Source organism: Sulfitobacter sediminivivens (assembly GCF_042611115.2).
Classification (GTDB): domain Bacteria; phylum Pseudomonadota; class Alphaproteobacteria; order Rhodobacterales; family Rhodobacteraceae; genus Sulfitobacter; species Sulfitobacter sediminivivens.
On record NZ_JBHGAR020000022.1, the window covers coordinates 1 to 21,938 of the forward strand.

Below are 21,938 nucleotides of genomic sequence, written 5' to 3' on the forward strand. Positions count from 1 at the left end.
CCGAGGCGTATATCCTGACCAAGGAAGAGGGTGGCCGTCACACGCCGTTCTTTGCCAACTACCGTCCGCAGTTCTACTTCCGCACGACGGATGTGACCGGCACCGTGAACCTGCCCGAGGGCACAGAAATGGTGATGCCGGGCGACAACCTTCAGTTCGACGTTGAACTGATCGCACCGATTGCGATGGAAGACGGGCTGCGCTTTGCGATCCGCGAAGGTGGCCGGACCGTGGGTGCGGGCGTGGTTTCCAAAATCACCGAGTAGGCCCCGGCCCTCGCTGCGGCACGCAACCGCATCTGAAACATCAAAGGCCGCAGCACACGCTGCGGCCTTTTTGCGTTGCCAACAGCAGACAAAACCCCACCAGACAACGCCACCCACAAGCCGAACCTGCAAGAACGCAATCGGGTGAGATCACAATTCGGCCAAAACCGCCGTCACGCGCTGACATCTGGTTCAAACTGCGCTATCATATGGTCATGAAATACTTCTCCCCTTACCTTCGCCACGTATTCATTCTGTTGTTTGCCATGCTGCCTGCCATGGGATTGGCGGCGGACATTGACCGGTTTCTTGGGACGTATTCCGGGACTGCTGAATTCGTCTATGAAGGAAAAAACGAACACCGCGACATGAGCGCGACGATTGTGCCGACGAAAAAGGGCTTTAGCGTCACCTGGACGTCCGTGACCTACAAGAGCGATGGGCGGAAAAAGGAAAAGACCTACACCATCGAGTTTATCCCAAGCGACAGGGCCAATATTTACGGCTCAGCGATGAAAAACAATGTTTTCGGGAAAGCCGTTCCCCTTAATCCACTGGCGGGAGAGCCCTATGTCTGGGCCCGGATAGAGGATGATACATTCACGGTCTTTTCGCTTTTCATCAATGAGGCGGGGGACTACGAAATGCAGGAATATCATCGGACGCTGGCGGCAGGTGGTTTGGATCTGGTATTCCGCAGAACCGCTCACCACCTTCCCGAAAAAGAGATTAAGGCGTTTTTGAAACGGGTGGAGTAACTGGGCGTCCTGAGAATCCGTAGATAATCTGAAAGCCAGCTTTGGGACCCGGTTCATCCAAAGCAACCGGCTGTCTCGCCAATATGCAACGAATTGCAGAAAGTTGGCACCTGAAATTCTGGCACACCCTAAGTCAGCCAACTAGGTTCTAAGTTCTGTAAATCCCCCTTGCCACCTCGACCGCACTCCCCTATAGCACCCTCACTGACTCGGGGTGCATCCATTGCGCCCCGTTTCACTTACACAACAAGACGCGATGAGGCGGGGCGATGAGCGCTCCCCCTCCAATCCGTTGACATCCCAATCGTAAGGGATATGCACATGGCTCAAAGCCAGAACATCCGCATCCGCCTGAAGGCGTTTGATTACCGGGTGCTTGATGCCTCCACTCAGGAAATCGTCAACACTGCCAAACGCACCGGCGCATCTGTTCGCGGACCCATTCCGCTGCCGAACAAGATCGAAAAATTCACCGTTTTGCGTGGACCCCACGTAGACAAGAAATCCCGTGACCAGTTCGAAATCCGCACGCACAAGCGTTTGCTGGATATCGTTGATCCGACCCCCCAGACCGTTGACGCGCTGATGAAGCTCGACCTCGCCGCTGGTGTGGACGTCGAGATCAAGCTGCAGTCATAAACGTAGGAGGGTAATATTATGTTGCGCTCAGGCGTTATTGCAAAAAAGATGGGCATGACCCGTCTGTTCATGGAAGACGGAAAGCAGATCCCTGTGACCGTTCTTCAGCTCGATAACCTTCAGGTTGTTGCACAGCGTACCATCGAAAAGGACGGCTATGTTGCTGTTCAGCTCGGTGCCGGTACCGCAAAAGTGAAACGCACAAGCCAAGCGATGCGCGGTCACTTTGCAGCAGCAAAGGTTGAACCAAAGCGTAAAGTTGCTGAATTCCGCGTTGATGCGGATGCGATGCTGGACGTGGGTGAGGAAATCATCGCGGACCATTATTTCGCAGGTCAGTACGTTGACGTTGCAGGCACATCTATCGGTAAAGGTTTTGCCGGTGCAATGAAGCGCCACAACTTTGGCGGTCTGCGTGCTACACACGGTGTGTCGATCTCTCACCGTTCACATGGTTCAACCGGTCAGTGTCAGGATCCCGGCAAGGTTTTCAAAGGCAAGAAAATGGCCGGTCACATGGGCGCTGCCCGTGTTACCACACAGAACCTCGAAGTTGTCAAAACTGACTCTGCGCGTGGTCTGATCATGGTCAAGGGCGCTGTGCCTGGCTCCAAGGGGGGATGGGTTACTGTCAAGGATGCGGTGAAAAAGCCGTTCCCTGAAAGCGCCATCGTGCCAGCCGCTCTGAAATCTGCAGCAGCAGAAGCCGCGAAAGCCGCTGATGCAGCCGCCGCAGCCGCCGCAGCCGAAGCAGAAGCAGAAGCAGCACGCCTTGCTGAAGAGCAGGCAGCAGCCGAAGCAGAAGCACTGAAAGCCGCAGAGGCCGATATTGCGTCTGACAAAGCAGAAGCCGGTGACCAAAGCGAGGCTTTGGACCCTACGAAGAAGGAAGGTGACGAATGAAACTTGATGTCATCAAACTCGACGGCGGCAAGGCCGGTTCGGTAGATCTGGACGAGGCCCTGTTTGGCCTCGAGCCACGTGCCGACATCCTGCACCGCGTCGTGCGCTGGCAGCGCAACAACGCACAGGCCGGTACGCACAAGGTAAAGACTCGTCGCGAGGTCAGCTATTCGACCAAGAAGATCTATCGTCAGAAAGGCACCGGCGGCGCACGCCACGGCGCACGTTCTGCACCGATCTTCCGCGGTGGTGGTGTCTATAAGGGCCCAACGCCCCGCAGCCACGGCCACGAGCTGACCAAAAAGTTCCGCAAACTTGGCCTGCGCCACGCGCTTTCTGCCAAGATGAAAGCGGGATCATTGGTCATCATTGACGACGCCTCATCCGATGGGAAAACCGCCGCTTTGGCCAAACAGGTGAAATCCCTGGGCTGGAAGCGCGCGTTGATCATTGATGGCGCAACCGTGAATGAGAACTTTCTGCAAGCCGCACGTAACATCGAAGGTCTGGATATCCTGCCAACGATGGGTGCAAACGTCTATGATATCCTCAAGCGTGATACACTTGTGATCACCAAAGCGGGTATCGAAGCACTGGAGGCCCGTTTGAAATGACCGCCAAGCACACTCACTACGACGTGATCCGCAAGCCGATCATCACGGAAAAAGCAACCATGGCGTCAGAGAACAACGCAGTTGTGTTCGAAGTTGCAATGGAGAGCAACAAGCCGATGATCAAAGAGGCCGTTGAGGCGCTCTTTGGTGTCAAGGTGAAGGCCGTTAACACGACCATCACCAAAGGCAAGGTCAAACGTTTCCGGGGCCAGATGGGCCGCCGCAAGGACGTGAAAAAGGCCTATGTGACGCTCGAAGAAGGCAACACCATCGACGTCTCCACCGGTCTCTGATCCGGTCAGACACGCGTGATTAAAAGGCCCTCGCACCTGCGGGGGCCTTTTGCGTTTGAGGGTAGGCGGGTGCTGGCCTGTTAAGCGCTTGTGAATAAAGATGCTTGCTATTGTGCGGCCAATGCCCCATGTGGTGCATGCGACGTTACTATATCTATCGGCATTACTGCTCCTTTTGGGCTCAGTCATTCGATCTTTCACTGACTTAGCCGACCTGCCGCATTCTGCGGGCAGCACATCTTAAGGAATACTAAAATGGCCACTGGTACAGTAAAATGGTTCAACACCACTAAAGGTTTCGGTTTTATCGCTCCCGATGGCGGCAGCAAAGACGTGTTTGTACACATCTCTGCCGTTGAGCAAGCGGGCCTCACAGGTCTGTCCGATGATCAGAAAGTTACTTTCGACATCGAAGCCGGCCGCGACGGCCGTGAATCAGCGACAAACATCGTTCTGGCGTAAGCTGGTGTTGGCTCCGTAAGGGGCCGATGTTTGAGAGAATTGAGGGGGCGTGGCTTTAGGGCTGCGCCTTTTTTTGTTTGTGGAATAGTTGGCTTGGCGCGCAGTTTCTGCACACCCGAACGTTTGCTACGACTTGTCGAAACCTTTGTCGCCCTCCATGATGGCATGTAAATGAGTTGAGTGGATGATTTTATGGCCCGTTTTCCACTTGGGCAAACTCTAGTGTCATCAGCACTTGGAGGTCCCGAACCAACAGCAGTGCTCGATTGGTACAGAACTCGACTAAGCGAATACGAGCGCATCCACAAAGAGAGAGGCGGACTTCCGAGAAGCGACCTCTGGCGCGCCCAATATCTTCAACATCCCTATTTGCTTTTGTGCTCGGAAGTGGAGCTTCGAGAGCGCTGGGTCGATGTATTTGCAAATACATCGACCCTTACTGAAGAAGGGAAGATAGGCATGGACGTAGGTGAACTGACGAAACCTGGTTCGATGACGGAAGCGTTTACACATATGCTTGAGGCATTTGCCGCCCGGGGCGGTGTCGAAGGTGATTGTGTGAACATGGGCACTGCCGAGCTATCCAAGTATTTTGCGGATGGAGAGCCGCCCGGCGTTGCAATGTTCAAAGACATGCCAAAGCGCCTCAACAATAGCATTGTGAAGTTTTCGCGCCGAGAGTTCTTGGAGCCAATGTTGAAAGAAGGACGGTTGAGATTGGCTCCGGCTAGCTATTATGCCCGCGGAAGTCACCTCAAATCAGTCCGTGATCTTGAGACAGAAAAGAAAATAAGGATACCGGCTGTGCGAGAGGCGCTCGCTGGACAAACTCACGTCAACTATGAAGGCAAAAATCTACCGATTGAAGGTGGCGCTATTACGCTGCCAATTGTTGTGCCTGACTATTTCTTGTTCTCAAGCTGCCTTGATCTTGACCAAAGAATGCCCACTGACTTTGAGGCAGATGCAGCGTTGATAATTCGGGATGCTGAATTTTTTGCACGAAAAGTGAAAAAGGCTTTCAAGAAGGAGTTTGGTCAAGCAAATGTTTATCATGGTCCGGTGAGTTATTTTGATCCATTCAGATGGCGACCAAATGGCCCTCTGTTACCGGAAATGATGAAACACTTTGCATTTTCTTATCAAAAAGAACATCGAATTGTTCTACGGCCTATTGGTGACGCGTTAGAAGCAGAACCAAAATTTCTGAGCATTGGCTCTATGGAAGACTATGCAGAGATCGTTCCTTAGATCAGCACCCTTGACCCTCACCCCCATCCCCCCTAAACGACCCCATCGGCATGCCCCAGATTCGTCTGGGGCTTTGTTGTTGTCTTGATGGTGCGCATGAATGCGCACCCTACGGACAATCGGTAGGGTGTGCCTTCAAGCGCACCGCGCCACTCTAACCGGGCACCTACGGGGGCCTATAAACCATAGCCGCCCTCGCGTGGCTGACAAGCAAAACGGAAGACAGACAACATGGCACTCAAGTCGTACAAACCGACGACGCCGGGCCAGCGTGGGCTGGTACTGATTGACCGTTCGGAGCTTTGGAAAGGTCGCCCCGTTAAGGCCCTCACTGAGGGACTTTCAAAACACGGCGGACGGAACAACACCGGACGGATCACAATGCGTCGCAAAGGCGGTGGGGCAAAGCGCCTTTACCGTATCGTTGATTTCAAGCGTAACAAGCTGGACATGTCCGCTGTGGTCGCTCGGATCGAATATGACCCGAACCGGACCGCGTTTATCGCACTGATTCAATACGAAGATGGTGAGCAGGCCTATATCCTCGCGCCACAGCGTCTGGCTGTTGGTGACAAGGTGATCGCCAGCGCCAAGGCAGACATCAAGCCCGGCAACGCGATGCCGTTCTCTGGTATGCCCATCGGTACCATCATCCACAACATCGAGATGAAACCCGGCAAGGGTGGTCAGATCGCGCGTGCAGCCGGTACATACGCCCAATTCGTTGGTCGTGATGGTGGCTATGCTCAGATCCGCCTGTCATCGGGTGAATTGCGCTTGGTGCGTCAGGAATGTATGGCCACCGTTGGTGCCGTGTCCAACCCCGACAACTCCAACCAGAACTACGGTAAAGCGGGCCGCATGCGTCACAAGGGCATCCGCCCCTCTGTACGTGGTGTCGTGATGAACCCGATCGACCACCCGCACGGTGGTGGTGAAGGCCGGACATCTGGTGGTCGTCATCCGGTTACGCCTTGGGGCAAGCCGACTAAGGGTGCAAAAACCCGGAACAAGAAAAAAGCGTCAAGTGCACTGATTATCCGGTCACGCCACGCCAAGAAGAAGGGGCGTTAATTTATGTCTCGTTCAGTATGGAAAGGTCCTTTTGTTGACTCTTATGTCCTCAAAAAGGCCGAAGCCTCCCGCGAAAGCGGTCGCAGTGAAGTGATCAAAATCTGGTCGCGCCGTTCAACGATCCTGCCACAGTTTGTTGGTCTGACGTTCGGTGTGTACAACGGTCACAAGCACATCCCTGTAAACGTCAGCGAAGACATGATCGGTCAGAAGTTTGGTGAATATTCACCAACACGGACTTACTACGGTCATGCCGCCGACAAAAAAGCGAAGCGGAAATAAGCCATGAGCAAGGATAAAAATCCCCGCCGCGTGGCAGACAATGAAGCACGTGCAAAACTGCGCATGTTGCGGACGTCGCCGCAGAAACTGAACCTCGTCGCCGCATTGATCCGCGGCAAGAAGGTGGACAAGGCCCTGACGGACCTTACCTTCTCGAAAAAGCGGATCGCAGCAGATGTGAAGAAATGTCTTCAGTCCGCGATTGCAAACGGCGAAAACAACCACAACCTCGACGTTGATGAACTGGTCGTTGCCGAAGCTTATGTTGGCAAGAACCTGATCATGAAGCGCGGTCGCCCGCGTGCGCGCGGCCGTTTCGGCAAGATCATCAAGCCGTTCTCAGAGATTACAATCGTCGTGCGTCAAGTTGAGGAGCAAGCATAATGGGTAACAAAGTAAACCCGATCGGCATGCGCCTTCAGGTCAACCGCACCTGGGACAGCCGCTGGTACGCTGATACAAAGGACTATGGTGATCTTCTGCTCGAAGACCTCGCCATCCGCGCCTTCGTCAAAGAAGAATGCAAGCAAGCGGGCATCAGCCGTGTGATCATTGAACGTCCGCACAAAAAGTGCCGCGTCACGATCCACACCGCACGCCCCGGCGTGATCATAGGCAAGAAAGGGGCAGACATCGAAGGTCTGCGTCAGAAAATCGCCAAGATCACCAAGTCTGACCTGCACCTCAACATCGTTGAGGTTCGCAAGCCAGAGCTGGACGCGGCATTGGTTGGTGAAAGCATTGCACAGCAATTGGAACGCCGGGTGTCTTTCCGCCGCGCCATGAAACGTGCCGTGCAGAACGCCATGCGCATGGGGTCTTTGGGCATCCGTGTGAACCTTGCCGGTCGTTTGGGCGGCGCAGAGATTGCGCGGACTGAATGGTACCGTGAAGGTCGCGTGCCGTTGCACACATTGCGTGCCGACATTGATTACGCCCATGTTGAGGCGATGACTGCTTATGGCATCATCGGCATCAAGACGTGGATCTTCAAAGGTGAGATCATGGAACATGATCCCGCCGCGCGTGACCGCAAGGCACAGGAACTTCAAGACGGCCCAGCACCTCGCGGTGCCGGCGGTCGGCGTTAAGGAGTAGATAGATGCTACAGCCAAAACGGACGAAATTCCGCAAGCAGCACAAAGGCAAGATCAAGGGTCTGGCAAAGGGCGGGTCTGACCTGAACTTCGGCACCTATGGTCTTAAGGCAACCGAGCCTGAGCGTGTCACCGCACGCCAGATCGAAGCGGCACGTCGTGCCATGACGCGCCACATGAAGCGTCAGGGCCGAGTCTGGATCCGGATTTTCCCGGATTTGCCAGTGACGTCAAAACCAACCGAAGTCCGTATGGGTAAAGGTAAAGGTTCTGTCGATTTCTGGGCCTGCCGGGTCAAACCGGGCCGGGTGATGTTCGAAATCGACGGCGTGAACGATGATATCGCACGTGAAGCCCTGCGTCTGGCCGCGATGAAGCTGCCGATCAAGACACGGGTCGTTGTACGCGAAGACTGGTAACCGTCACCCTTTAGGGCGACGCGGCGAAGGCAGCGCATTCTCTTGAGAATGCGCGTTCCGCTTACGGTAGAGTTAAGGAAACCCCCGTCGCGCAAGCGGTGGGGGTTTCGCTTTCTTACCTGTTTGGGGGATAGGCTTCCTTTACTCACGCGAAGTCTAAAATTACTTTCGGGCGAGGGGCGGGCACTTTGCTTCCTGCCTTTCGGTTCGGGCGCGGTGTTCTATTAGAGCCGGGCCTGCTACCCCCACCCGTAATTAAAGCTCACTGACACCCGGTCCTCATCCACCAAGTTCATCGGCACCTCGTGCCTTAACCAGCTTTCCCACAACAACACATCGCCCACCTGCGGCGCGATATACAAGAATGTCCGCATTTCCTCGCGTGCATCTTTCACCCGCGCGGGCGCGGCCATCATCATGGCCAGTCGGGGGTCCTCGAACTTGATCGCGCTGGCACCGTCGGGCATGGCCACATAGGTTGTGCCGGAAATCACCGAATGGGGATGGATGTGCGCCGTGTGAATACCGCCTCGGGGAAGGATGTTGATCCACAGGTCCTCAAGCTTCAGTTTTTTGCCATCCAGATCAAAGGCCAGATCCTTGGCAAATACCTTAACATGTTTATCCAGCACCTTCTTGAGGTCCTTGAAGATCGGAAAGCGCCAGGGCAGGTCGGTCAGGGACGCGTAAGAGGTGTAGCCCGGAAAATCGTTTTCCGCGCACCAGTTCTGACCCGCTTCGTCATCTTCGGCAACAGACAGGCATGAATCCTCTAATTCCTCCGCGTCAATAGGATTACCCTGCTCTGAAAGAGCGGCGTGATAAAGGCGGGTGGCAAAGAGCGATTTGATTTCAGACATGACGTTTCATACCTTATCCGATCCGCCGATGCGATAGTGTGGATCAAAACGCCATTTGATTGGCCCGCGAGAGGTGAAACCCATGGCCACTCTCATTACGACATTGCAGCCCGGACGTTGCGGAGTAACAGGTAAAGCCACCGAATTTGCCTTCTACATTGTATTCGGCGACGCCCTGCGTCCCGGTTGGGCGCGCACCCGCCGCGGCACATGCGCCGCGCACGCCGCCTGTGTCATTCATCCAAAATGTGATTCCCCGGCTCAGTGGACATCCGGCCAGTGCGGCGACCTTGGCAGGCGCGCTGCGTTTGTAGATCGTGCATTCGATGTCGGAGCCTTCGAACCCTTCGCCTACGATACATTCGATGTTTCCCGATGGGGTGTTGAAACTCCAGACGTCCGCATGGACAGGGGATGATAAAAATGCGAGTGCGCAGAACAGGCGGATGGACATAATAGGCTCCTATCTAAATCGGTGTTCGAACCTGTAGAATAACGTAATTGCGCCGATCTGTCTTGGGTTGCGGCCATCGCCCTGCGCAGGGGGTTGCGCGGGCCATGAAACCCCCCTATACGGCGCACTTCACCCCACTCCACCGGGAATCAGGGTCACGCTTTTGCGGCCCTCCGGTGATGTTGAAAAGGAAGATGGCAATGAAAGCCAGCGAACTACATGACAAGACGCCGGACCAGCTCCGCGACGAACTTGTGAACCTGAAAAAAGAATCGTTCAACCTGCGTTTTCAGCAGGCCACAGGCCAGCTGGAAAACGCAGCCCGTCTGCGCACCGTCAAGCGTGACGTGGCCCGTGTGCACACCGTGTTGAACCAAAAAGCTGCTGCTGCAGCATCCGAAGAATAAGGAGCCTGAGAAATGCCCAAGCGTATCCTGACAGGTACCGTAACATCGGACGCCAACGCCCAGACCGTGACCGTATCCGTAGAGCGCCGCTTTACGCACCCGGTTCTAAAGAAGACCATTCGTAAGTCCAAGAAATACCGGGCCCACGATGAGAACAACACATTCAAAGTGGGCGACAGCGTTCGCATCATCGAATGTGCACCAAAGTCGAAAACCAAACGTTGGGAAGTGTTGCAAGCCGCTGAGGCCTGAACCACGCCCACTTAATCGAAACCCTGGGGATCACGCACGCATCGCGCCCCAAAGGTCGGGAGAAACCAAATGATCCAGATGCAGACCAACCTGGATGTTGCTGACAACTCAGGCGCGCGCCGAGTTCAGTGCATCAAGGTACTGGGTGGTTCCAAGCGTAAATACGCATCCGTCGGCGACATTATTGTCGTGTCGGTCAAGGAAGCCATCCCTCGCGGTCGTGTGAAAAAAGGCGACGTCCGTAAGGCCGTCGTTGTTCGCACCGCCAAAGAAGTACGTCGTGACGATGGCACTGCCATCCGTTTCGATCGCAACGCCGCCGTTATCCTCAACAACAACAACGAGCCCATCGGTACACGTATCTTTGGCCCGGTTGTACGTGAGTTGCGTGCAAAAAACTTCATGAAGATCATTTCGCTTGCGCCGGAGGTGCTGTAATGGCTGCTAAACTTCGCAAAGGTGACAAGGTCATCGTGTTGGCTGGTAAGGACAAGGGCAAGACAGGCAGCATTACGTCTGTTGACCCAAAGTCGAACAAAGCCATCGTGGACGGCATCAACATTTCCATCCGCGCCACACGTCAATCACAAGAAAGCCAGGGGGGCCGCATCCCCAAGGCGATGCCGATTGACCTGAGCAACCTCGCAATTGCAGATGCCAATGGCAAAGCAAGCCGCGTGGGATTCAAAATGGACGGCGACAAGAAAGTCCGATTCGCCAAGACAACAGGGGATGTGATCTGATGCTTGATACCGCAACATATACGCCTCGGTTGAAGGGCGTTTACAACGACACCATCCGCGCCGCGATGAAAGAGCAGTTTGGTTACAAGAACGGGATGCAAATTCCGCGCTTGGACAAGATCGTTCTGAACATCGGCTGTGGTGCTGCTGCTGTCCGTGACAGTAAGAAAGCCAAATCCGCGCAAGAAGACCTGACACTGATCGCGGGCCAAAAGGCCATGACGACCATTGCCAAGAAATCTATCGCTGGTTTCCGTGTACGTGAAGAAATGCCAATGGGCGCGAAAGTGACCCTGCGCGGCGATCGCATGTACGAATTCCTGGATCGTCTGATCACGGTTGCAATGCCCCGTATCCGCGACTTTCGCGGCGTATCGGGCAAGTCTTTTGATGGGCGTGGCAACTATGCCATGGGCCTCAAAGAGCACCTCGTGTTCCCTGAAATCGATTTTGATAAGATCGACGAAAACTGGGGAATGGACATCGTGATCGCCACAACGGCGAAAACCGACGACGAAGCCAAGGCGCTGTTGAAAGCTTTCAACATGCCCTTCAATTCGTAAGCGGAAGGATTAGACATGGCTAAGAAATCTATGATCGCACGCGAGAAAAAGCGTGAAGCACTGGTCAAGAAGTACGCCGAAAAGCGTGCTGCCTTGAAGGCGATTGTAAGCGACCAGGAAAAGCCGATGGAAGAGCGTTTTCGCGCATCCCTCGCGCTGGCGAAACTACCCCGCAACTCTTCGGCTGTGCGTTTGCACAACCGTTGCCAGCTGACGGGCCGTCCGCACGCTTATTATCGTAAACTAAAAATTTCGCGGATCGCGCTGCGGGATCTTGGCTCTGCTGGCCAGATCCCCGGCATGGTCAAGTCAAGCTGGTAAGGGAGCGCATCAGATGAACGATCCTATCGCAGATATGCTGACACGCATCCGTAACTCTTCGATGCGCGGCAAATCCACAGTTATGACACCAGCTTCCAAGCTGCGTGCATGGGTGTTGGACGTGCTGGCAGACGAGGGCTACATCCGTGGCTATGAAGCAACAACTGGTAAAGACGGCCACCCGGCCATCGAAATCAGCCTGAAATACTACGAGGGCGAACCTGTTATTCGCGAATTGAAGCGGGTCTCAAAGCCCGGTCGCCGCGTCTATATGGGCGTCAATGACATTCCGGTGGTCCGTCAGGGCCTTGGCGTGTCGATTGTCTCCACCCCCAAGGGTGTGATGTCGGATCAAAGCGCACGCAGCCAGAACGTTGGCGGCGAAGTGCTCTGTACCGTATTCTGAGGAGAGCAAGATGTCTCGTATTGGTAAAAAAGCGGTTGATCTGCCCAGCGGTGTTACGGCATCGGTGAGCGGCCAGACCATTGAAGTGAAAGGCCCCAAGGGGACCCGCACTTTCAAAGCAACGGATGATGTCACGATCACAGTCGACGACAATTCCGTATCCGTGATGCCCCGTGGCAAATCCAAGCGCGCGCGCCAGCAGTGGGGCATGAGCCGCACAATGGTTGCAAATTTGGTCACAGGCGTGACGGATGGCTTTAAGAAAGAGTTGGAGATTCAGGGTGTTGGTTATCGTGCCGCGATCACCGGGAACACACTGAAACTAAACCTCGGCCTCAGCCACGACGTGGATTACACCGCACCCGAGGGTGTGACTGTAACTGCGCCAAAGCAAACCGAAATCATTGTGGAAGGCATTGACGAACAGCTTGTTGGTCAGGTCGCTGCGAACATCCGCGCATGGCGCAAGCCCGAGCCCTATAAGGGCAAAGGCATTCGCTATAAGGGTGAGTTCGTCTTCCGCAAAGAAGGCAAGAAGAAGTAAGGACCGGGAACATGGCAAACACCAAAAGACAACTGTTCCTCAAGCGCCGCATGCGCGTTCGGAACAAACTTCGCAAAGTGAACGCAGGGCGCATGCGTCTTTCCGTTCACCGCTCCAACAAGAACATCAGCGTTCAATTGATCGACGATGTGGCTGGCACAACTGTTGCTTCCGCATCCTCGCTTGAAAAAGCGCTGGGTGTTGTGGGCAAGAATAACATCGACGCGGCCACCAAAGTGGGTTCGGCAATTGCTGAACGCGCCAAGAAGGCTGGCGTTGAAAGCGCATATTTTGACCGGGGCGGTTTCCTGTTCCACGGCAAGGTAAAAGCACTGGCAGACGCCGCACGCGAAGGCGGTCTGAAGATATAAGAACGGCGGTGCGCAGTGAATGCGCACCCTACGACAGCACTGTAGGGTGTGCATTCACTGCGCACCTTCGATGACCGGGGCCGGTTCGGCACTTCGGTTGGAAAAATCGGGCAGCAGGCCCGCAGATCAAGGAGGCCACCCATGGCCAGAGACGACAACCGTGGCGGCAACCGCCGTAACCAACGTGATGAGACGCCTGAGTTCCAGGACCGCCTTGTCGCGATCAACCGTGTGTCCAAGACCGTCAAGGGTGGTAAGCGCTTCGGCTTTGCCGCACTGGTCGTTGTTGGCGATCAAAAGGGCCGCGTAGGCTTTGGCAAAGGTAAAGCGAAAGAAGTGCCTGAGGCCATTCGCAAAGCCACAGAGCAGGCCAAGCGTCAGATGATCCGCGTGCAACTGCGCGAAGGTCGGACATTGCACCACGACATGGAAGGTCGCCACGGCGCTGGACGCGTTGTGATGCGGACGGCCCCGGAAGGTACCGGGATCATCGCCGGTGGTCCAATGCGTGCCGTATTCGAAATGCTGGGCATCAAGGACGTTGTGTCCAAGTCCATCGGCTCGCAGAACCCCTACAACATGATCCGCGCCACCATGGACGGATTGCGCAAGGAATCTTCACCTCGCTCTGTCGCACAGCGTCGCGGCAAGAAGGTGGCGGACATCCTGCCGAAAACCGACGTCAAAATCGACGAGCAAAGCGATGTGGCCCACAACAGCCCGTCCGCTTCTGCGACAGCAGACGTATAAGGACTGAGCATCATGGCAAAAACAATCGTCATCAAGCAGATCGGTTCCCCGATCCGCCGCCCCGCCAAACAGAAACAGACTCTGATTGGTCTGGGCCTGAACAAAATGCACCGTGTGCGCGAACTGGAAGACACCCCAGCCGTGCGCGGCATGATCAACAAGATTTCACACATGGTCGAGATTTTGGAAGAAAAAGGGTGAAACCCACCGTGATTTGAACGCCCCGTGGGAAACTGCGGGGCGTTTTTATTTCTCGCCTGAGAACCGATCTTGCAATTCATCAGCGGCGGCACCGCTCTTCATTTCACCGACCAACATCTTTCCTACAATGCTACCCGCTCCAAACCCAATTGGGCTAAAACCAGTTAAAAGCGAGCCAATTCCACCGCAAAGTAGAATCAGCCCAGCCGGAACGGATGTTCTTCCAAGTGCTTCTGGAGATACGTATTCTTGGAGTTTAGGTAATGCTGCGTTCACATACTGATCGGTCCATTTAACAATTTGGCTACCTTGTTCGCCTGATACTTCTTGATCAATCATTGGTACAAGTTTGAGCAGATTTTCCAAATGGACGCTAAGTGCATCTAGTAACTTCAGCAGACGATCTTTTGTTTCTGGCTGTGTTGCACCCAGAGCATTATCAGCGCGAACGACCTCTCGAAATTCAGCGAGCCTTTCAATAGTCCCAGACACAACGAGTATGATGCTCGGCCTGCTGTTTTTTACATTCCTGAGTACGGTTTCTTTTGAAAAGCCTTTGGGTTGGGAGGTATTACCTTTGATCGTGGCCTGCGCCTCAAGTGTCAAAAGTATTTGTTGAAAACTCCTGACCGTTTGAACTGTGACTTGCTCAGAAGTCTCAATATCTAATTCAATTGCTTCGTCATAGAGGCGACGAAGTACCGAGCTAACCAAATCTACATCAGCCTTGGCGCAAAATGAAAGTAGTCGGTCCCCTTTTGACAATTCACCATTCGTATATTCTTCCCAATCGATGTTGACGTTCCAATTGTCACGAAACCAACTTGAAAATGAGTTGTTTGAGTAATTTAGAACGTATCCCAAACCGGAAGGGTGGGAGACAAACCTTTTTATAGTTTTAAGCTGGTTGTCCGTGAGATTTGCCATTCTTATTAAGTACAGTCAGAAGATTGGGCAATCAAGCATACACCCTTGATCCCCACACCTCCCCCGTCTATACGCCCCCAGTGGCCACCTTACCGCCGCATAGAATCGTAAACGCCGCGTTTGCTCACTCCCGTCGCTGGGGAGCATTTCCGGCAAAAGGAGAAGCGACATGAAACTGCATGAACTTTCAGACAACGAAGGTGCCACCAAGAAACGCAAGCGCGTTGGTCGTGGCCCGGGCTCGGGCACCGGCAAGATGGGTGGCCGTGGTATCAAAGGTCAAAAATCCCGCTCGGGTGTGGCGATCAATGGCTATGAAGGCGGCCAGATGCCGCTCTACCAACGTCTGCCAAAGCGTGGCTTTAACAAGCCGAACCGCAAATCATACGCGGTTGTGAACCTTGGTCTGATCCAGAAATTCATCGACGCCAAAAAGCTCGACGCGAAGAAAGCCATCGACGGCGCGGCACTTGTCGCCTCCGGCCTCGTTCGCCGCGAGCTTGATGGTATCCGCGTGTTGGCCAAGGGTGACATCACCTCGAAAGTTGACCTGCAGGTTGCCGGTGCATCCAAGTCTGCGATCGAAGCGGTGGAAAAAGCGGGCGGCACCCTGACCGTCACGGCACCGAAAGTGGCCGAAACAACCGCGTAAAGCGGCCTTAAGGCTTGTGAGCGGGCCGCGTCCCGCTTACATAACTTCAAGTTTTCCTTAATGCCGCCTGCCGGAAAACGGTTCGGGCGGTATTTTCGTTATAGAAAAGAGCCCTCACATGGTATCTGCCGTCGAAAACATGGCCGCCAACACCAGCTGGTCCGCGTTGGGCAAAGCAACGGACCTGCGCAACCGCATCCTCTTTACCCTCGGCCTGCTGATCGTTTACCGCCTTGGCACGTTTATTCCGGTGCCGGGCATCGACGGTGGCGCGCTGCGCGACTTTATGGAGCAGGCAGGTCAGGGTATCGGCGGCATGGTAAGCATGTTCACCGGTGGCGCGCTGGGGCGGATGGGTATCTTTGCCCTTGGCATCATGCCCTATATTTCCGCCTCGATCATTGTGCAGCTTCTGACCTCGATGGTGCCAGCGCTTGAGGCGATCAAGAAAGAGGGCGAACAGGGCCGCAAAAAGATCAACCAGTACACCCGCTATGGAACCGTGGCGCTGGCAACGTTGCAGTCTTATGGGTTGGCCGTGTCACTGGAAGCGGGCGATATCGCCGCAGATCCGGGGCTCTATTTCCGTATTGCCTGTATGATCACGCTTGTGGGCGGCACCATGTTCCTGATGTGGCTGGGTGAACAGATCACCGCACGCGGCATCGGCAACGGTATTTCGCTGATCATCTTTGTTGGCATCATCGCCGAGGTTCCTGCGGCGATCGCACAGTTCTTTGCCTCTGGTCGGTCCGGTGCGATCAGCCCGGCGGTGATTATCGCGGTGCTGGTCATGGTGATTGTCACCATTATGTTCGTGGTGTTCATGGAGCGTGCCCAGCGCAAGATCCACATTCAATACCCGCGTCGTCAGGTCGGGATGAAGATGTATGATGGCGGGGCCTCGCACCTGCCGGTAAAAGTGAACCCTGCGGGCGTGATCCCGGCGATCTTTGCCTCATCCTTGCTGTTGCTGCCTGTCACCATCAGCACCTTTTCGGGGAATTCGACCAGCCCGATCATGTCATGGCTTCTGGCGAACTTTGGCCCTGGTCAACCGCTCTATCTGTTGTTCTTTGTGGCGATGATCGTGTTTTTTGCGTATTTCTACACGTTCAACGTCAGCTTTAAACCCGACGACGTGGCCGAAAACCTCAAGAACCAAAACGGCTTTGTCCCCGGTATCCGTCCCGGTAAAAAGACCGCTGAATATCTGGAATACGTGGTGAACCGGGTTCTGGTTCTTGGAGCGGCCTATCTGGCTGCGGTTTGTATCCTGCCAGAAATCTTGCGCGGTCAGTTTGCCATTCCATTTTATTTTGGCGGTACATCGGTGCTCATTGTGGTATCCGTGACAATGGACACGATTCAACAGGTTCAAAGTCACCTGTTGGCACATCAATATGAAGGTCTGCTGGAGCGGTCGCAGCTACGCGGCAAAGGTGCTGGCAAAAAAGGCCCACGCAAAAAACGGAGCCCGGTACGTCGATGAATATAATTCTTCTCGGGCCTCCGGGCGCAGGCAAAGGCACACAAGCACGCTATCTGGTTGAGAACCGCAACATGGTCCAGCTTTCGACAGGCGACATGCTGCGCGAGGCCAAGGATTCTGGCACGGAAATGGGCAAGATGGTCGCGGGTGTCATGGCGCGCGGCGAACTGGTGACCGATGAGATTGTCATCGGGCTGATCAAAGAGAAGCTTGAAAGTGACACAACCCATGACGGTTTCATCTTTGATGGCTTTCCGCGCACGTTGGAGCAAGCTGACGCATTGGCGGACCTCATGAAATTTGAAGGGCAACGGATCGACGCGGTGATTGAAATGCGCGTTGACGATGATGCCCTTGTTGAACGCATCACTGCGCGGTCTACCTGCGGTAATTGCGGTGAGGTCTTTAATGACAACACCAAGCCGATCCCCGCCGATGGCAAATGTGACCACTGCGGCGGCACCGAATTCAAACGCCGTGCCGATGATAACGAAGAAAGCCTCAAGATCCGGTTGATGGCCTACTACAAACAGACCTCGCCGCTGATTGGGTACTACTATGCCAAAGGCTTGCTGAAGGCTGTGAACGGTCTGGGCGAGATCGAAGAGGTGCAGGCTGAGATTGCGGCGGCGCTGAAGGGCTGACGCATCTTTGAATGGCTCATTTTGCCGCCTCGGACCTCTTTCTCGGCATGAATTTTTCCTAAGGTACTGCGGCCTGACCGCCGTCTGAGCGCAGCCTGATCAACGCGCCTTGACGCCCTGTGCAAAACCTCCTAATCACCCCTATCTCTGACGAGAATCAATTTGCGACGAGGGTAGCGCCCGACACCGCAAGATCACCTGATCAGCTCAAGCCCGGTGGCCTAATCGCCTCGGGCTAATGTTGTGAAAAAAGGGTCTGGTATGACGGACCCGCAACGAAAAGGAATATGACACGTGGCACGTATTGCCGGCGTAAACATCCCGACTGCAAAGCGGGTTCCAATCGCCCTCACATATATCACTGGTATCGGCAACTCTTCCGCAGAAGCGATCTGCGAGGCGGTTGGTATTGACCGTTCGCGTCGCGTGAACGAGCTCAGCGATTCCGAAATTCTGGCCGTGCGCGAGCACATCGACGCAAACTTCACCGTTGAAGGTGACCTGCGCCGTGACACCCAGATGAACATCAAGCGTCTGATGGACCTTGGTTGCTACCGTGGCCTGCGCCACCGTCGTAACCTGCCGGTTCGTGGTCAGCGTACCCACACCAACGCTCGCACCCGCAAAGGCCCCGCAAAGGCCATTGCCGGCAAGAAGAAATAAGGGAGGGTCTGACCAATGGCACGTGAAAAGACACGCGTTAAGAAGAAGGTTTCCAAGAACATCGCCGCAGGTGTGGCGCATGTGAACTCTTCCTTTAACAACACAAAAATCCTGATTTCTGACGTTCAGGGCAATGCGATTGCATGGTCCTCTGCCGGCACCATGGGTTTTAAGGGATCGCGTAAATCGACACCTTATGCCGCCCAGATGGCAGCAGAAGACGTGGGCCGTAAGGCTGCGGACCACGGCGTGAAAACGCTGGAAGTCGAAGTGCAGGGCCCTGGCTCAGGTCGTGAGAGCGCATTGCGCGCTTTGGCTGCTGCCGGTTTCAACATCACCTCGATCCGTGATGTGACGCCAATGGCCCACAACGGTTGCCGCCCACCAAAGCGCCGCCGCGTCTAAGAGAGATATTTCTATTCGGGGCCGGGTGTTTTGCTCGGCCCCATACCGCTTTTTTGAAACCTCGAGCGTTTGTGTCTTTTGGACATGAAGCACAAACAAGGATGGAGGGACCGCATGATCCATAAAAATTGGGCTGAATTGATCAAGCCAACACAACTTGAAGTCAAACAGGGCAATGACCCCGCGCGTCAAGCAACCGTTGTGGCCGAACCGCTGGAACGCGGCTTTGGTCTGACCATGGGCAACGCGCTGCGCCGCGTTCTGATGTCGTCACTGCAAGGTGCCGCGATCACGTCCGTGCAAATCGACAACGTGCTGCATGAATTCTCAAGCGTCGCTGGTGTGCGTGAAGACGTCACCGACATCATCCTGAACCTCAAGGGTGTCAGCATCCGTATGGAAGTCGAAGGGCCAAAGCGCCTGTCGATTTCTGCCAAAGGTCCGGGTGTTGTCACGGCAGGCGATATCAGCGAATCCGCTGGCATTGAAATTCTCAACCGTGATCACGTGATCTGTCACCTTGATGACGGCGCGGATGTGTACATGGAACTGACTGTGAACACCGGCAAAGGCTATGTTTCGGCTGAAAAGAACAAGCCAGAGGATGCGCCAATTGGTTTGATCCCAATCGACGCGATCTATAGCCCGGTCAAGAAAGTGTCTTATGACGTGCAACCAACCCGCGAAGGTCAGGTGCTGGATTATGACAAACTGACGATGAAGGTCGAAACAGATGGGTCGATTACGCCGGATGACGCCGTGGCGTTTGCCGCGCGTATCCTGCAGGACCAGTTGGGTATCTTCGTGAACTTTGACGAACCTGAATCAGCGTCCCATCAGGACGATGATGATGGTCTGGAATTCAACCCGCTTCTGCTCAAGAAAGTGGACGAGTTGGAATTGTCTGTTCGCTCGGCAAACTGCCTCAAGAACGACAACATCGTTTACATCGGCGATCTGATCCAAAAGACAGAAGCCGAAATGCTGCGCACGCCGAACTTTGGCCGCAAGTCCCTGAACGAGATCAAGGAAGTGCTGTCAGGCATGGGTTTGCACCTTGGTATGGACGTTGAGGATTGGCCACCGGACAACATCGAAGACCTCGCCAAGAAGTTCGAGGATTCGTTCTAAGCCATCGGGTGTCGCGTCGGTTGAAAATACCGACGCGATACCGACAGAATACCGACATAAAACAGACGTCGGAAATATGGGCATCCCGCCCCAATAAGGCCGCTGACACGCATCACGGCTGGTACAAAGTATAAATGCCCGTAGAGGGCGATCTAGGAGACTATAAAATGCGTCACGCACGTGGATACCGCCGCCTGAACCGCACACATGAGCACCGCAAGGCGCTCTGGGCGAACATGGCAGGCTCGCTCATTGAACATGAGCAGATAAAAACAACATTGCCCAAGGCCAAAGAACTGCGCCCGATCATCGAAAAGATGATCACGCTGGCCAAACGTGGTGATTTGCACGCCCGCCGTCAGGCAGCGTCAAAACTGAAAGAAGATCAGTACGTTACTAAACTGTTCGACATCCTTGGACCACGCTACAAGGACCGTCAGGGTGGTTATGTGCGCGTGCTCAAGGCCGGTTTCCGCTATGGCGACATGGCCCCGATGGCGATCATCGAATTTGTGGACCGTGACCGCGACGCCAAAGGCGCTGGCGACAAAGCCCGTTTGGCCGCCGAAGAAGCCGCTGCAGACGAATAATCTCAAGCCGCAATTTGCGACTGCAAAGCCCCGCCATTGGCGGGGCTTTTTGTATTTGGGTGATGTGAAATCATGACCAAATAGAGCACAGGAGTTGCGCATCGCCGCAAGGCTGCGCATATCAGGACCATGAGATATTTACTTTTGATCCTTGCCTTGTTGGCCGCCCCGCTGGCCGCGCAACAGGTCCCGCAGTCGGCCGCACAGATGCAGCTCAGCTTTGTGCCATTGGTTAAACAGGCCGCGCCGGCCGTCGTCAACATCTATGCCAAGATCATGTCCGCACCCCAGCGCACACCGTTGCAGTCCGATCCTTTTTTTGAGCGATTCTTTCAGGATCCGTTTTCGGAAAAGCCGCGTGTGCAGAATTCACTTGGGTCAGGGGTGATCTTGTCTGAAGAAGGGATTATCGTGTCGAATTATCATGTGGTCGGAATGGCCACGGATATTAGGGTGGTGTTGAACGACCGGCGCGAATTCAGCGCACGGGTGCTTTTGAGTGATGCTGATGCGGATCTCGCGATCCTCAAGATTGATGCACCCGAGAGTTTGCCCTTTCTCCCTCTGCGCAAAAGCGATGAGGTTGAGGTGGGTGAATTAACACTGGCGATTGGAAACCCGTTTGGTGTGGGCCAAACTGTCAGCAGCGGGATTGTGTCCGGTCTGGCGCGGTCGGGTGCTGCGGGCAATGGCGGTCTTGGGTATTTCATACAGACTGACGCACCAATCAATCCCGGTAACTCAGGCGGCGCTTTGATTGACATCGAGGGGCGTTTGATTGGCGTGAATACGTCGATCCTGACCAGGTCCGGGGGGTCAAATGGCATCGGTTTTGCGATCCCGGCCGATCTGGTTGCAGCTTTTATTGCGCAGGCGCGTTCAGGTGCCGCGCAGTTTGAGCGGCCCTGGGCGGGGATCAATGGTCAGCCGGTTGATGCGGATATGGCGGCACCGCTGGGCTTGGATCGGCCTGGCGGAATCATAGTGTCCGGCTTGCATGCAGTGAGCCCCTTCTTGAGTGCGGGTTTGGCGGTTGGGGATGTAATCGTCTCTGTGGACGGCCAGTTGGTCAACACGCCTGCAGAGATGATCTATCGCATGAGTGTCGCGGGGTCTGGGCAGACAGTCCAAGTGGCGCGCCTGCGCGACGGCCAATCCGCTGAAATCGAAGTGGCGTTGATCGGAGCACCGGATGATCCACCGCGTGCGCAACTGGTCTTGGGTGAACAGAGCATGCTGCCCGGTCTGACCATAGCGCGGGTCAATCCGGCACTGATATCTGAGATGAATTTGCCGTTGGAGGCCACCGGGGTCGTTGTTGTGGATGCAGGCCCGTTGACACCGCGCGTCGGCCTGGGCACCGGCGATATTATTCTCAGCGTCAACGGCGTTGAGATCACGCATCCCGACGAGGTTGCAACTGTGCTTGGTGGGCAGGTGCGGCGTGTCCAGATGCTGATTCAACGTGGTGATCGTCGCATTTCCCTGCGGTTTCGGGTCTGAG

The 21,938-nt window shown here is 54.9% G+C and carries 35 protein-coding genes; 32 read left to right on the plus strand and 3 right to left on the minus strand.

All coding sequences use genetic code 11. From position 1 onward, the window contains the following. The 13 genes from ACEWL3_RS17240 to rplP form a co-directional block, all read left to right on the plus strand. A partial coding sequence (locus ACEWL3_RS17240; protein ID WP_492012010.1) for an EF-Tu C-terminal domain-related protein occupies positions 1 to 266 on the plus strand: 266 nt, incomplete at its 5' end. 209 nt (positions 267 to 475) lie between these two features. Beyond that, positions 476 to 1,024: a hypothetical protein gene (locus ACEWL3_RS17245; RefSeq protein ID WP_386184474.1), complete on the plus strand. Its 549-nt coding sequence runs from the start codon at positions 476 to 478 to the stop codon at positions 1,022 to 1,024. Between the two features lie 321 nt (positions 1,025 to 1,345). Continuing rightward, positions 1,346 to 1,663: a 30S ribosomal protein S10 gene (gene rpsJ / locus ACEWL3_RS17250; protein WP_005849850.1), complete on the plus strand. Its 318-nt coding sequence runs from the start codon at positions 1,346 to 1,348 to the stop codon at positions 1,661 to 1,663. Between the two features lie 18 nt (positions 1,664 to 1,681). Then, a complete protein-coding gene (rplC, locus tag ACEWL3_RS17255) occupies positions 1,682 to 2,566 on the plus strand; it encodes a 50S ribosomal protein L3 (protein WP_386184472.1) in 885 nt (294 codons plus the stop codon). After that, the gene (gene rplD / locus ACEWL3_RS17260) at positions 2,563 to 3,180 is read left to right on the plus strand and encodes a 50S ribosomal protein L4 (protein ID WP_386184470.1); all 618 of its coding nucleotides are present in this window, start codon (positions 2,563 to 2,565) and stop codon (positions 3,178 to 3,180) included. The genes rplC and rplD overlap by 4 nt, the downstream gene beginning before the upstream one ends. Next, positions 3,177 to 3,473 carry a 50S ribosomal protein L23 gene (locus tag ACEWL3_RS17265; RefSeq protein WP_386184468.1) on the plus strand — a complete coding sequence of 99 codons (297 nt, stop codon included), beginning with the start codon at positions 3,177 to 3,179 and terminating at the stop codon, positions 3,471 to 3,473. Before rplD ends, ACEWL3_RS17265 begins: the two co-directional genes overlap by 4 nt. Before the next feature lie 255 nt (positions 3,474 to 3,728). Beyond that, a complete protein-coding gene (locus ACEWL3_RS17270) occupies positions 3,729 to 3,935 on the plus strand; it encodes a cold-shock protein (RefSeq protein WP_386184465.1) in 207 nt (68 codons plus the stop codon). Positions 3,936 to 4,127: 192 nt separating this feature from the next. Beyond that, a complete protein-coding gene (locus tag ACEWL3_RS17275) occupies positions 4,128 to 5,186 on the plus strand; it encodes a hypothetical protein (RefSeq protein WP_386184463.1) in 1,059 nt (352 codons plus the stop codon). A 231-nt stretch (positions 5,187 to 5,417) separates the two neighbouring features. Continuing rightward, positions 5,418 to 6,260: a 50S ribosomal protein L2 gene (gene rplB / locus ACEWL3_RS17280; protein ID WP_114879836.1), complete on the plus strand. Its 843-nt coding sequence runs from the start codon at positions 5,418 to 5,420 to the stop codon at positions 6,258 to 6,260. Between the two features lie 3 nt (positions 6,261 to 6,263). Further along, a complete protein-coding gene (rpsS, locus tag ACEWL3_RS17285) occupies positions 6,264 to 6,542 on the plus strand; it encodes a 30S ribosomal protein S19 (protein ID WP_114879835.1) in 279 nt (92 codons plus the stop codon). A 3-nt stretch (positions 6,543 to 6,545) separates the two neighbouring features. Then, a complete protein-coding gene (gene rplV, locus ACEWL3_RS17290) occupies positions 6,546 to 6,926 on the plus strand; it encodes a 50S ribosomal protein L22 (RefSeq protein ID WP_114879834.1) in 381 nt (126 codons plus the stop codon). Beyond that, positions 6,926 to 7,633: a 30S ribosomal protein S3 gene (gene rpsC, locus ACEWL3_RS17295; RefSeq protein ID WP_114879833.1), complete on the plus strand. Its 708-nt coding sequence runs from the start codon at positions 6,926 to 6,928 to the stop codon at positions 7,631 to 7,633. The genes rplV and rpsC overlap by 1 nt, the downstream gene beginning before the upstream one ends. Positions 7,634 to 7,644: 11 nt before the next feature. Next, positions 7,645 to 8,058, plus strand: a complete 414-nt coding sequence (gene rplP, locus ACEWL3_RS17300; RefSeq protein ID WP_114879832.1) for a 50S ribosomal protein L16 — start codon at positions 7,645 to 7,647, stop codon at positions 8,056 to 8,058. Between the two features lie 239 nt (positions 8,059 to 8,297). Here the strand turns inward: rplP and ACEWL3_RS17305 are convergent, their stop codons facing one another. Further along, positions 8,298 to 8,918, minus strand: coding sequence for a TIGR02466 family protein (locus ACEWL3_RS17305; protein WP_386184458.1), 621 nt, complete (start codon positions 8,916 to 8,918; stop codon positions 8,298 to 8,300). 43 nt (positions 8,919 to 8,961) lie between these two features. Beyond that, positions 8,962 to 9,372, minus strand: coding sequence for a DUF6636 domain-containing protein (locus ACEWL3_RS17310; protein ID WP_386184456.1), 411 nt, complete (start codon positions 9,370 to 9,372; stop codon positions 8,962 to 8,964). A gap of 200 nt (positions 9,373 to 9,572) precedes the next feature. Here ACEWL3_RS17310 and rpmC point away from each other — a divergent pair, with 200 nt between their 5' ends. From rpmC to rpmD, 11 genes are all read left to right on the plus strand, one after another. Continuing rightward, positions 9,573 to 9,779, plus strand: coding sequence for a 50S ribosomal protein L29 (gene rpmC / locus ACEWL3_RS17315; protein ID WP_386184454.1), 207 nt, complete (start codon positions 9,573 to 9,575; stop codon positions 9,777 to 9,779). Between the two features lie 12 nt (positions 9,780 to 9,791). Further along, positions 9,792 to 10,031 (plus strand): 30S ribosomal protein S17, encoded by a 240-nt coding sequence (gene rpsQ / locus ACEWL3_RS17320; RefSeq protein ID WP_386184451.1) that lies wholly within the window; start codon positions 9,792 to 9,794, stop codon positions 10,029 to 10,031. A 69-nt stretch (positions 10,032 to 10,100) separates the two neighbouring features. Further along, a complete protein-coding gene (gene rplN / locus ACEWL3_RS17325) occupies positions 10,101 to 10,469 on the plus strand; it encodes a 50S ribosomal protein L14 (protein ID WP_013963207.1) in 369 nt (122 codons plus the stop codon). Then, positions 10,469 to 10,774, plus strand: coding sequence for a 50S ribosomal protein L24 (gene rplX / locus ACEWL3_RS17330; protein WP_114879827.1), 306 nt, complete (start codon positions 10,469 to 10,471; stop codon positions 10,772 to 10,774). The genes rplN and rplX overlap by 1 nt, the downstream gene beginning before the upstream one ends. Continuing rightward, positions 10,774 to 11,337 carry a 50S ribosomal protein L5 gene (rplE, locus tag ACEWL3_RS17335; protein WP_386184448.1) on the plus strand — a complete coding sequence of 188 codons (564 nt, stop codon included), beginning with the start codon at positions 10,774 to 10,776 and terminating at the stop codon, positions 11,335 to 11,337. The genes rplX and rplE overlap by 1 nt, the downstream gene beginning before the upstream one ends. 15 nt (positions 11,338 to 11,352) lie before the next feature. Next, positions 11,353 to 11,658, plus strand: a complete 306-nt coding sequence (rpsN, locus tag ACEWL3_RS17340) for a 30S ribosomal protein S14 (RefSeq protein WP_114879825.1) — start codon at positions 11,353 to 11,355, stop codon at positions 11,656 to 11,658. Between the two features lie 13 nt (positions 11,659 to 11,671). Further along, on the plus strand, positions 11,672 to 12,064 hold the full coding sequence (rpsH, locus tag ACEWL3_RS17345; protein ID WP_386184444.1) for a 30S ribosomal protein S8: 393 nt from the start codon (positions 11,672 to 11,674) through the stop codon (positions 12,062 to 12,064). Positions 12,065 to 12,074: 10 nt separating this feature from the next. After that, the gene (gene rplF / locus ACEWL3_RS17350) at positions 12,075 to 12,608 is read left to right on the plus strand and encodes a 50S ribosomal protein L6 (protein WP_386184441.1); all 534 of its coding nucleotides are present in this window, start codon (positions 12,075 to 12,077) and stop codon (positions 12,606 to 12,608) included. An 11-nt stretch (positions 12,609 to 12,619) separates the two neighbouring features. Continuing rightward, complete coding sequence (rplR, locus tag ACEWL3_RS17355; protein ID WP_386184438.1) at positions 12,620 to 12,979, plus strand: 50S ribosomal protein L18; 360 nt, start codon at positions 12,620 to 12,622, stop codon at positions 12,977 to 12,979. Between the two features lie 141 nt (positions 12,980 to 13,120). After that, positions 13,121 to 13,729, plus strand: coding sequence for a 30S ribosomal protein S5 (gene rpsE, locus ACEWL3_RS17360; protein WP_386184436.1), 609 nt, complete (start codon positions 13,121 to 13,123; stop codon positions 13,727 to 13,729). Positions 13,730 to 13,741: 12 nt separating this feature from the next. Beyond that, entirely contained in the window at positions 13,742 to 13,930 is a 189-nt protein-coding gene (gene rpmD / locus ACEWL3_RS17365; protein ID WP_386184434.1) for a 50S ribosomal protein L30, read from the plus strand. Between the two features lie 45 nt (positions 13,931 to 13,975). Here rpmD and ACEWL3_RS17370 read toward each other — a convergent pair whose 3' ends face one another. After that, the gene (locus ACEWL3_RS17370) at positions 13,976 to 14,857 is read right to left on the minus strand and encodes a hypothetical protein (protein ID WP_386184432.1); all 882 of its coding nucleotides are present in this window, start codon (positions 14,855 to 14,857) and stop codon (positions 13,976 to 13,978) included. A 169-nt stretch (positions 14,858 to 15,026) separates the two neighbouring features. On the opposite strand from ACEWL3_RS17370, the gene rplO reads away from it, so the two are divergent. The 8 genes from rplO to ACEWL3_RS17410 all read left to right on the plus strand — a co-directional run bounded on the left by rplO (position 15,027) and on the right by ACEWL3_RS17410 (position 21,937). Next, positions 15,027 to 15,509: a 50S ribosomal protein L15 gene (rplO, locus tag ACEWL3_RS17375; RefSeq protein ID WP_386184430.1), complete on the plus strand. Its 483-nt coding sequence runs from the start codon at positions 15,027 to 15,029 to the stop codon at positions 15,507 to 15,509. Positions 15,510 to 15,627: 118 nt separating this feature from the next. Beyond that, positions 15,628 to 17,001, plus strand: coding sequence for a preprotein translocase subunit SecY (secY, locus tag ACEWL3_RS17380; RefSeq protein WP_386184428.1), 1,374 nt, complete (start codon positions 15,628 to 15,630; stop codon positions 16,999 to 17,001). Continuing rightward, the gene (locus tag ACEWL3_RS17385) at positions 16,998 to 17,645 is read left to right on the plus strand and encodes an adenylate kinase (protein ID WP_386184426.1); all 648 of its coding nucleotides are present in this window, start codon (positions 16,998 to 17,000) and stop codon (positions 17,643 to 17,645) included. Before secY ends, ACEWL3_RS17385 begins: the two co-directional genes overlap by 4 nt. A gap of 294 nt (positions 17,646 to 17,939) precedes the next feature. Continuing rightward, the gene (gene rpsM / locus ACEWL3_RS17390; protein ID WP_386184424.1) at positions 17,940 to 18,308 is read left to right on the plus strand and encodes a 30S ribosomal protein S13; all 369 of its coding nucleotides are present in this window, start codon (positions 17,940 to 17,942) and stop codon (positions 18,306 to 18,308) included. Positions 18,309 to 18,323: 15 nt separating this feature from the next. Further along, the gene (gene rpsK, locus ACEWL3_RS17395) at positions 18,324 to 18,713 is read left to right on the plus strand and encodes a 30S ribosomal protein S11 (protein ID WP_114879814.1); all 390 of its coding nucleotides are present in this window, start codon (positions 18,324 to 18,326) and stop codon (positions 18,711 to 18,713) included. Positions 18,714 to 18,827: 114 nt separating this feature from the next. Next, a complete protein-coding gene (locus ACEWL3_RS17400) occupies positions 18,828 to 19,844 on the plus strand; it encodes a DNA-directed RNA polymerase subunit alpha (RefSeq protein ID WP_114879813.1) in 1,017 nt (338 codons plus the stop codon). Positions 19,845 to 20,011: 167 nt separating this feature from the next. Further along, a complete protein-coding gene (gene rplQ, locus ACEWL3_RS17405) occupies positions 20,012 to 20,434 on the plus strand; it encodes a 50S ribosomal protein L17 (RefSeq protein ID WP_386184421.1) in 423 nt (140 codons plus the stop codon). A 129-nt stretch (positions 20,435 to 20,563) separates the two neighbouring features. Beyond that, entirely contained in the window at positions 20,564 to 21,937 is a 1,374-nt protein-coding gene (locus tag ACEWL3_RS17410; RefSeq protein ID WP_386184418.1) for a trypsin-like peptidase domain-containing protein, read from the plus strand. The last annotated feature ends 1 nt before the right edge of the window (position 21,938 follow it).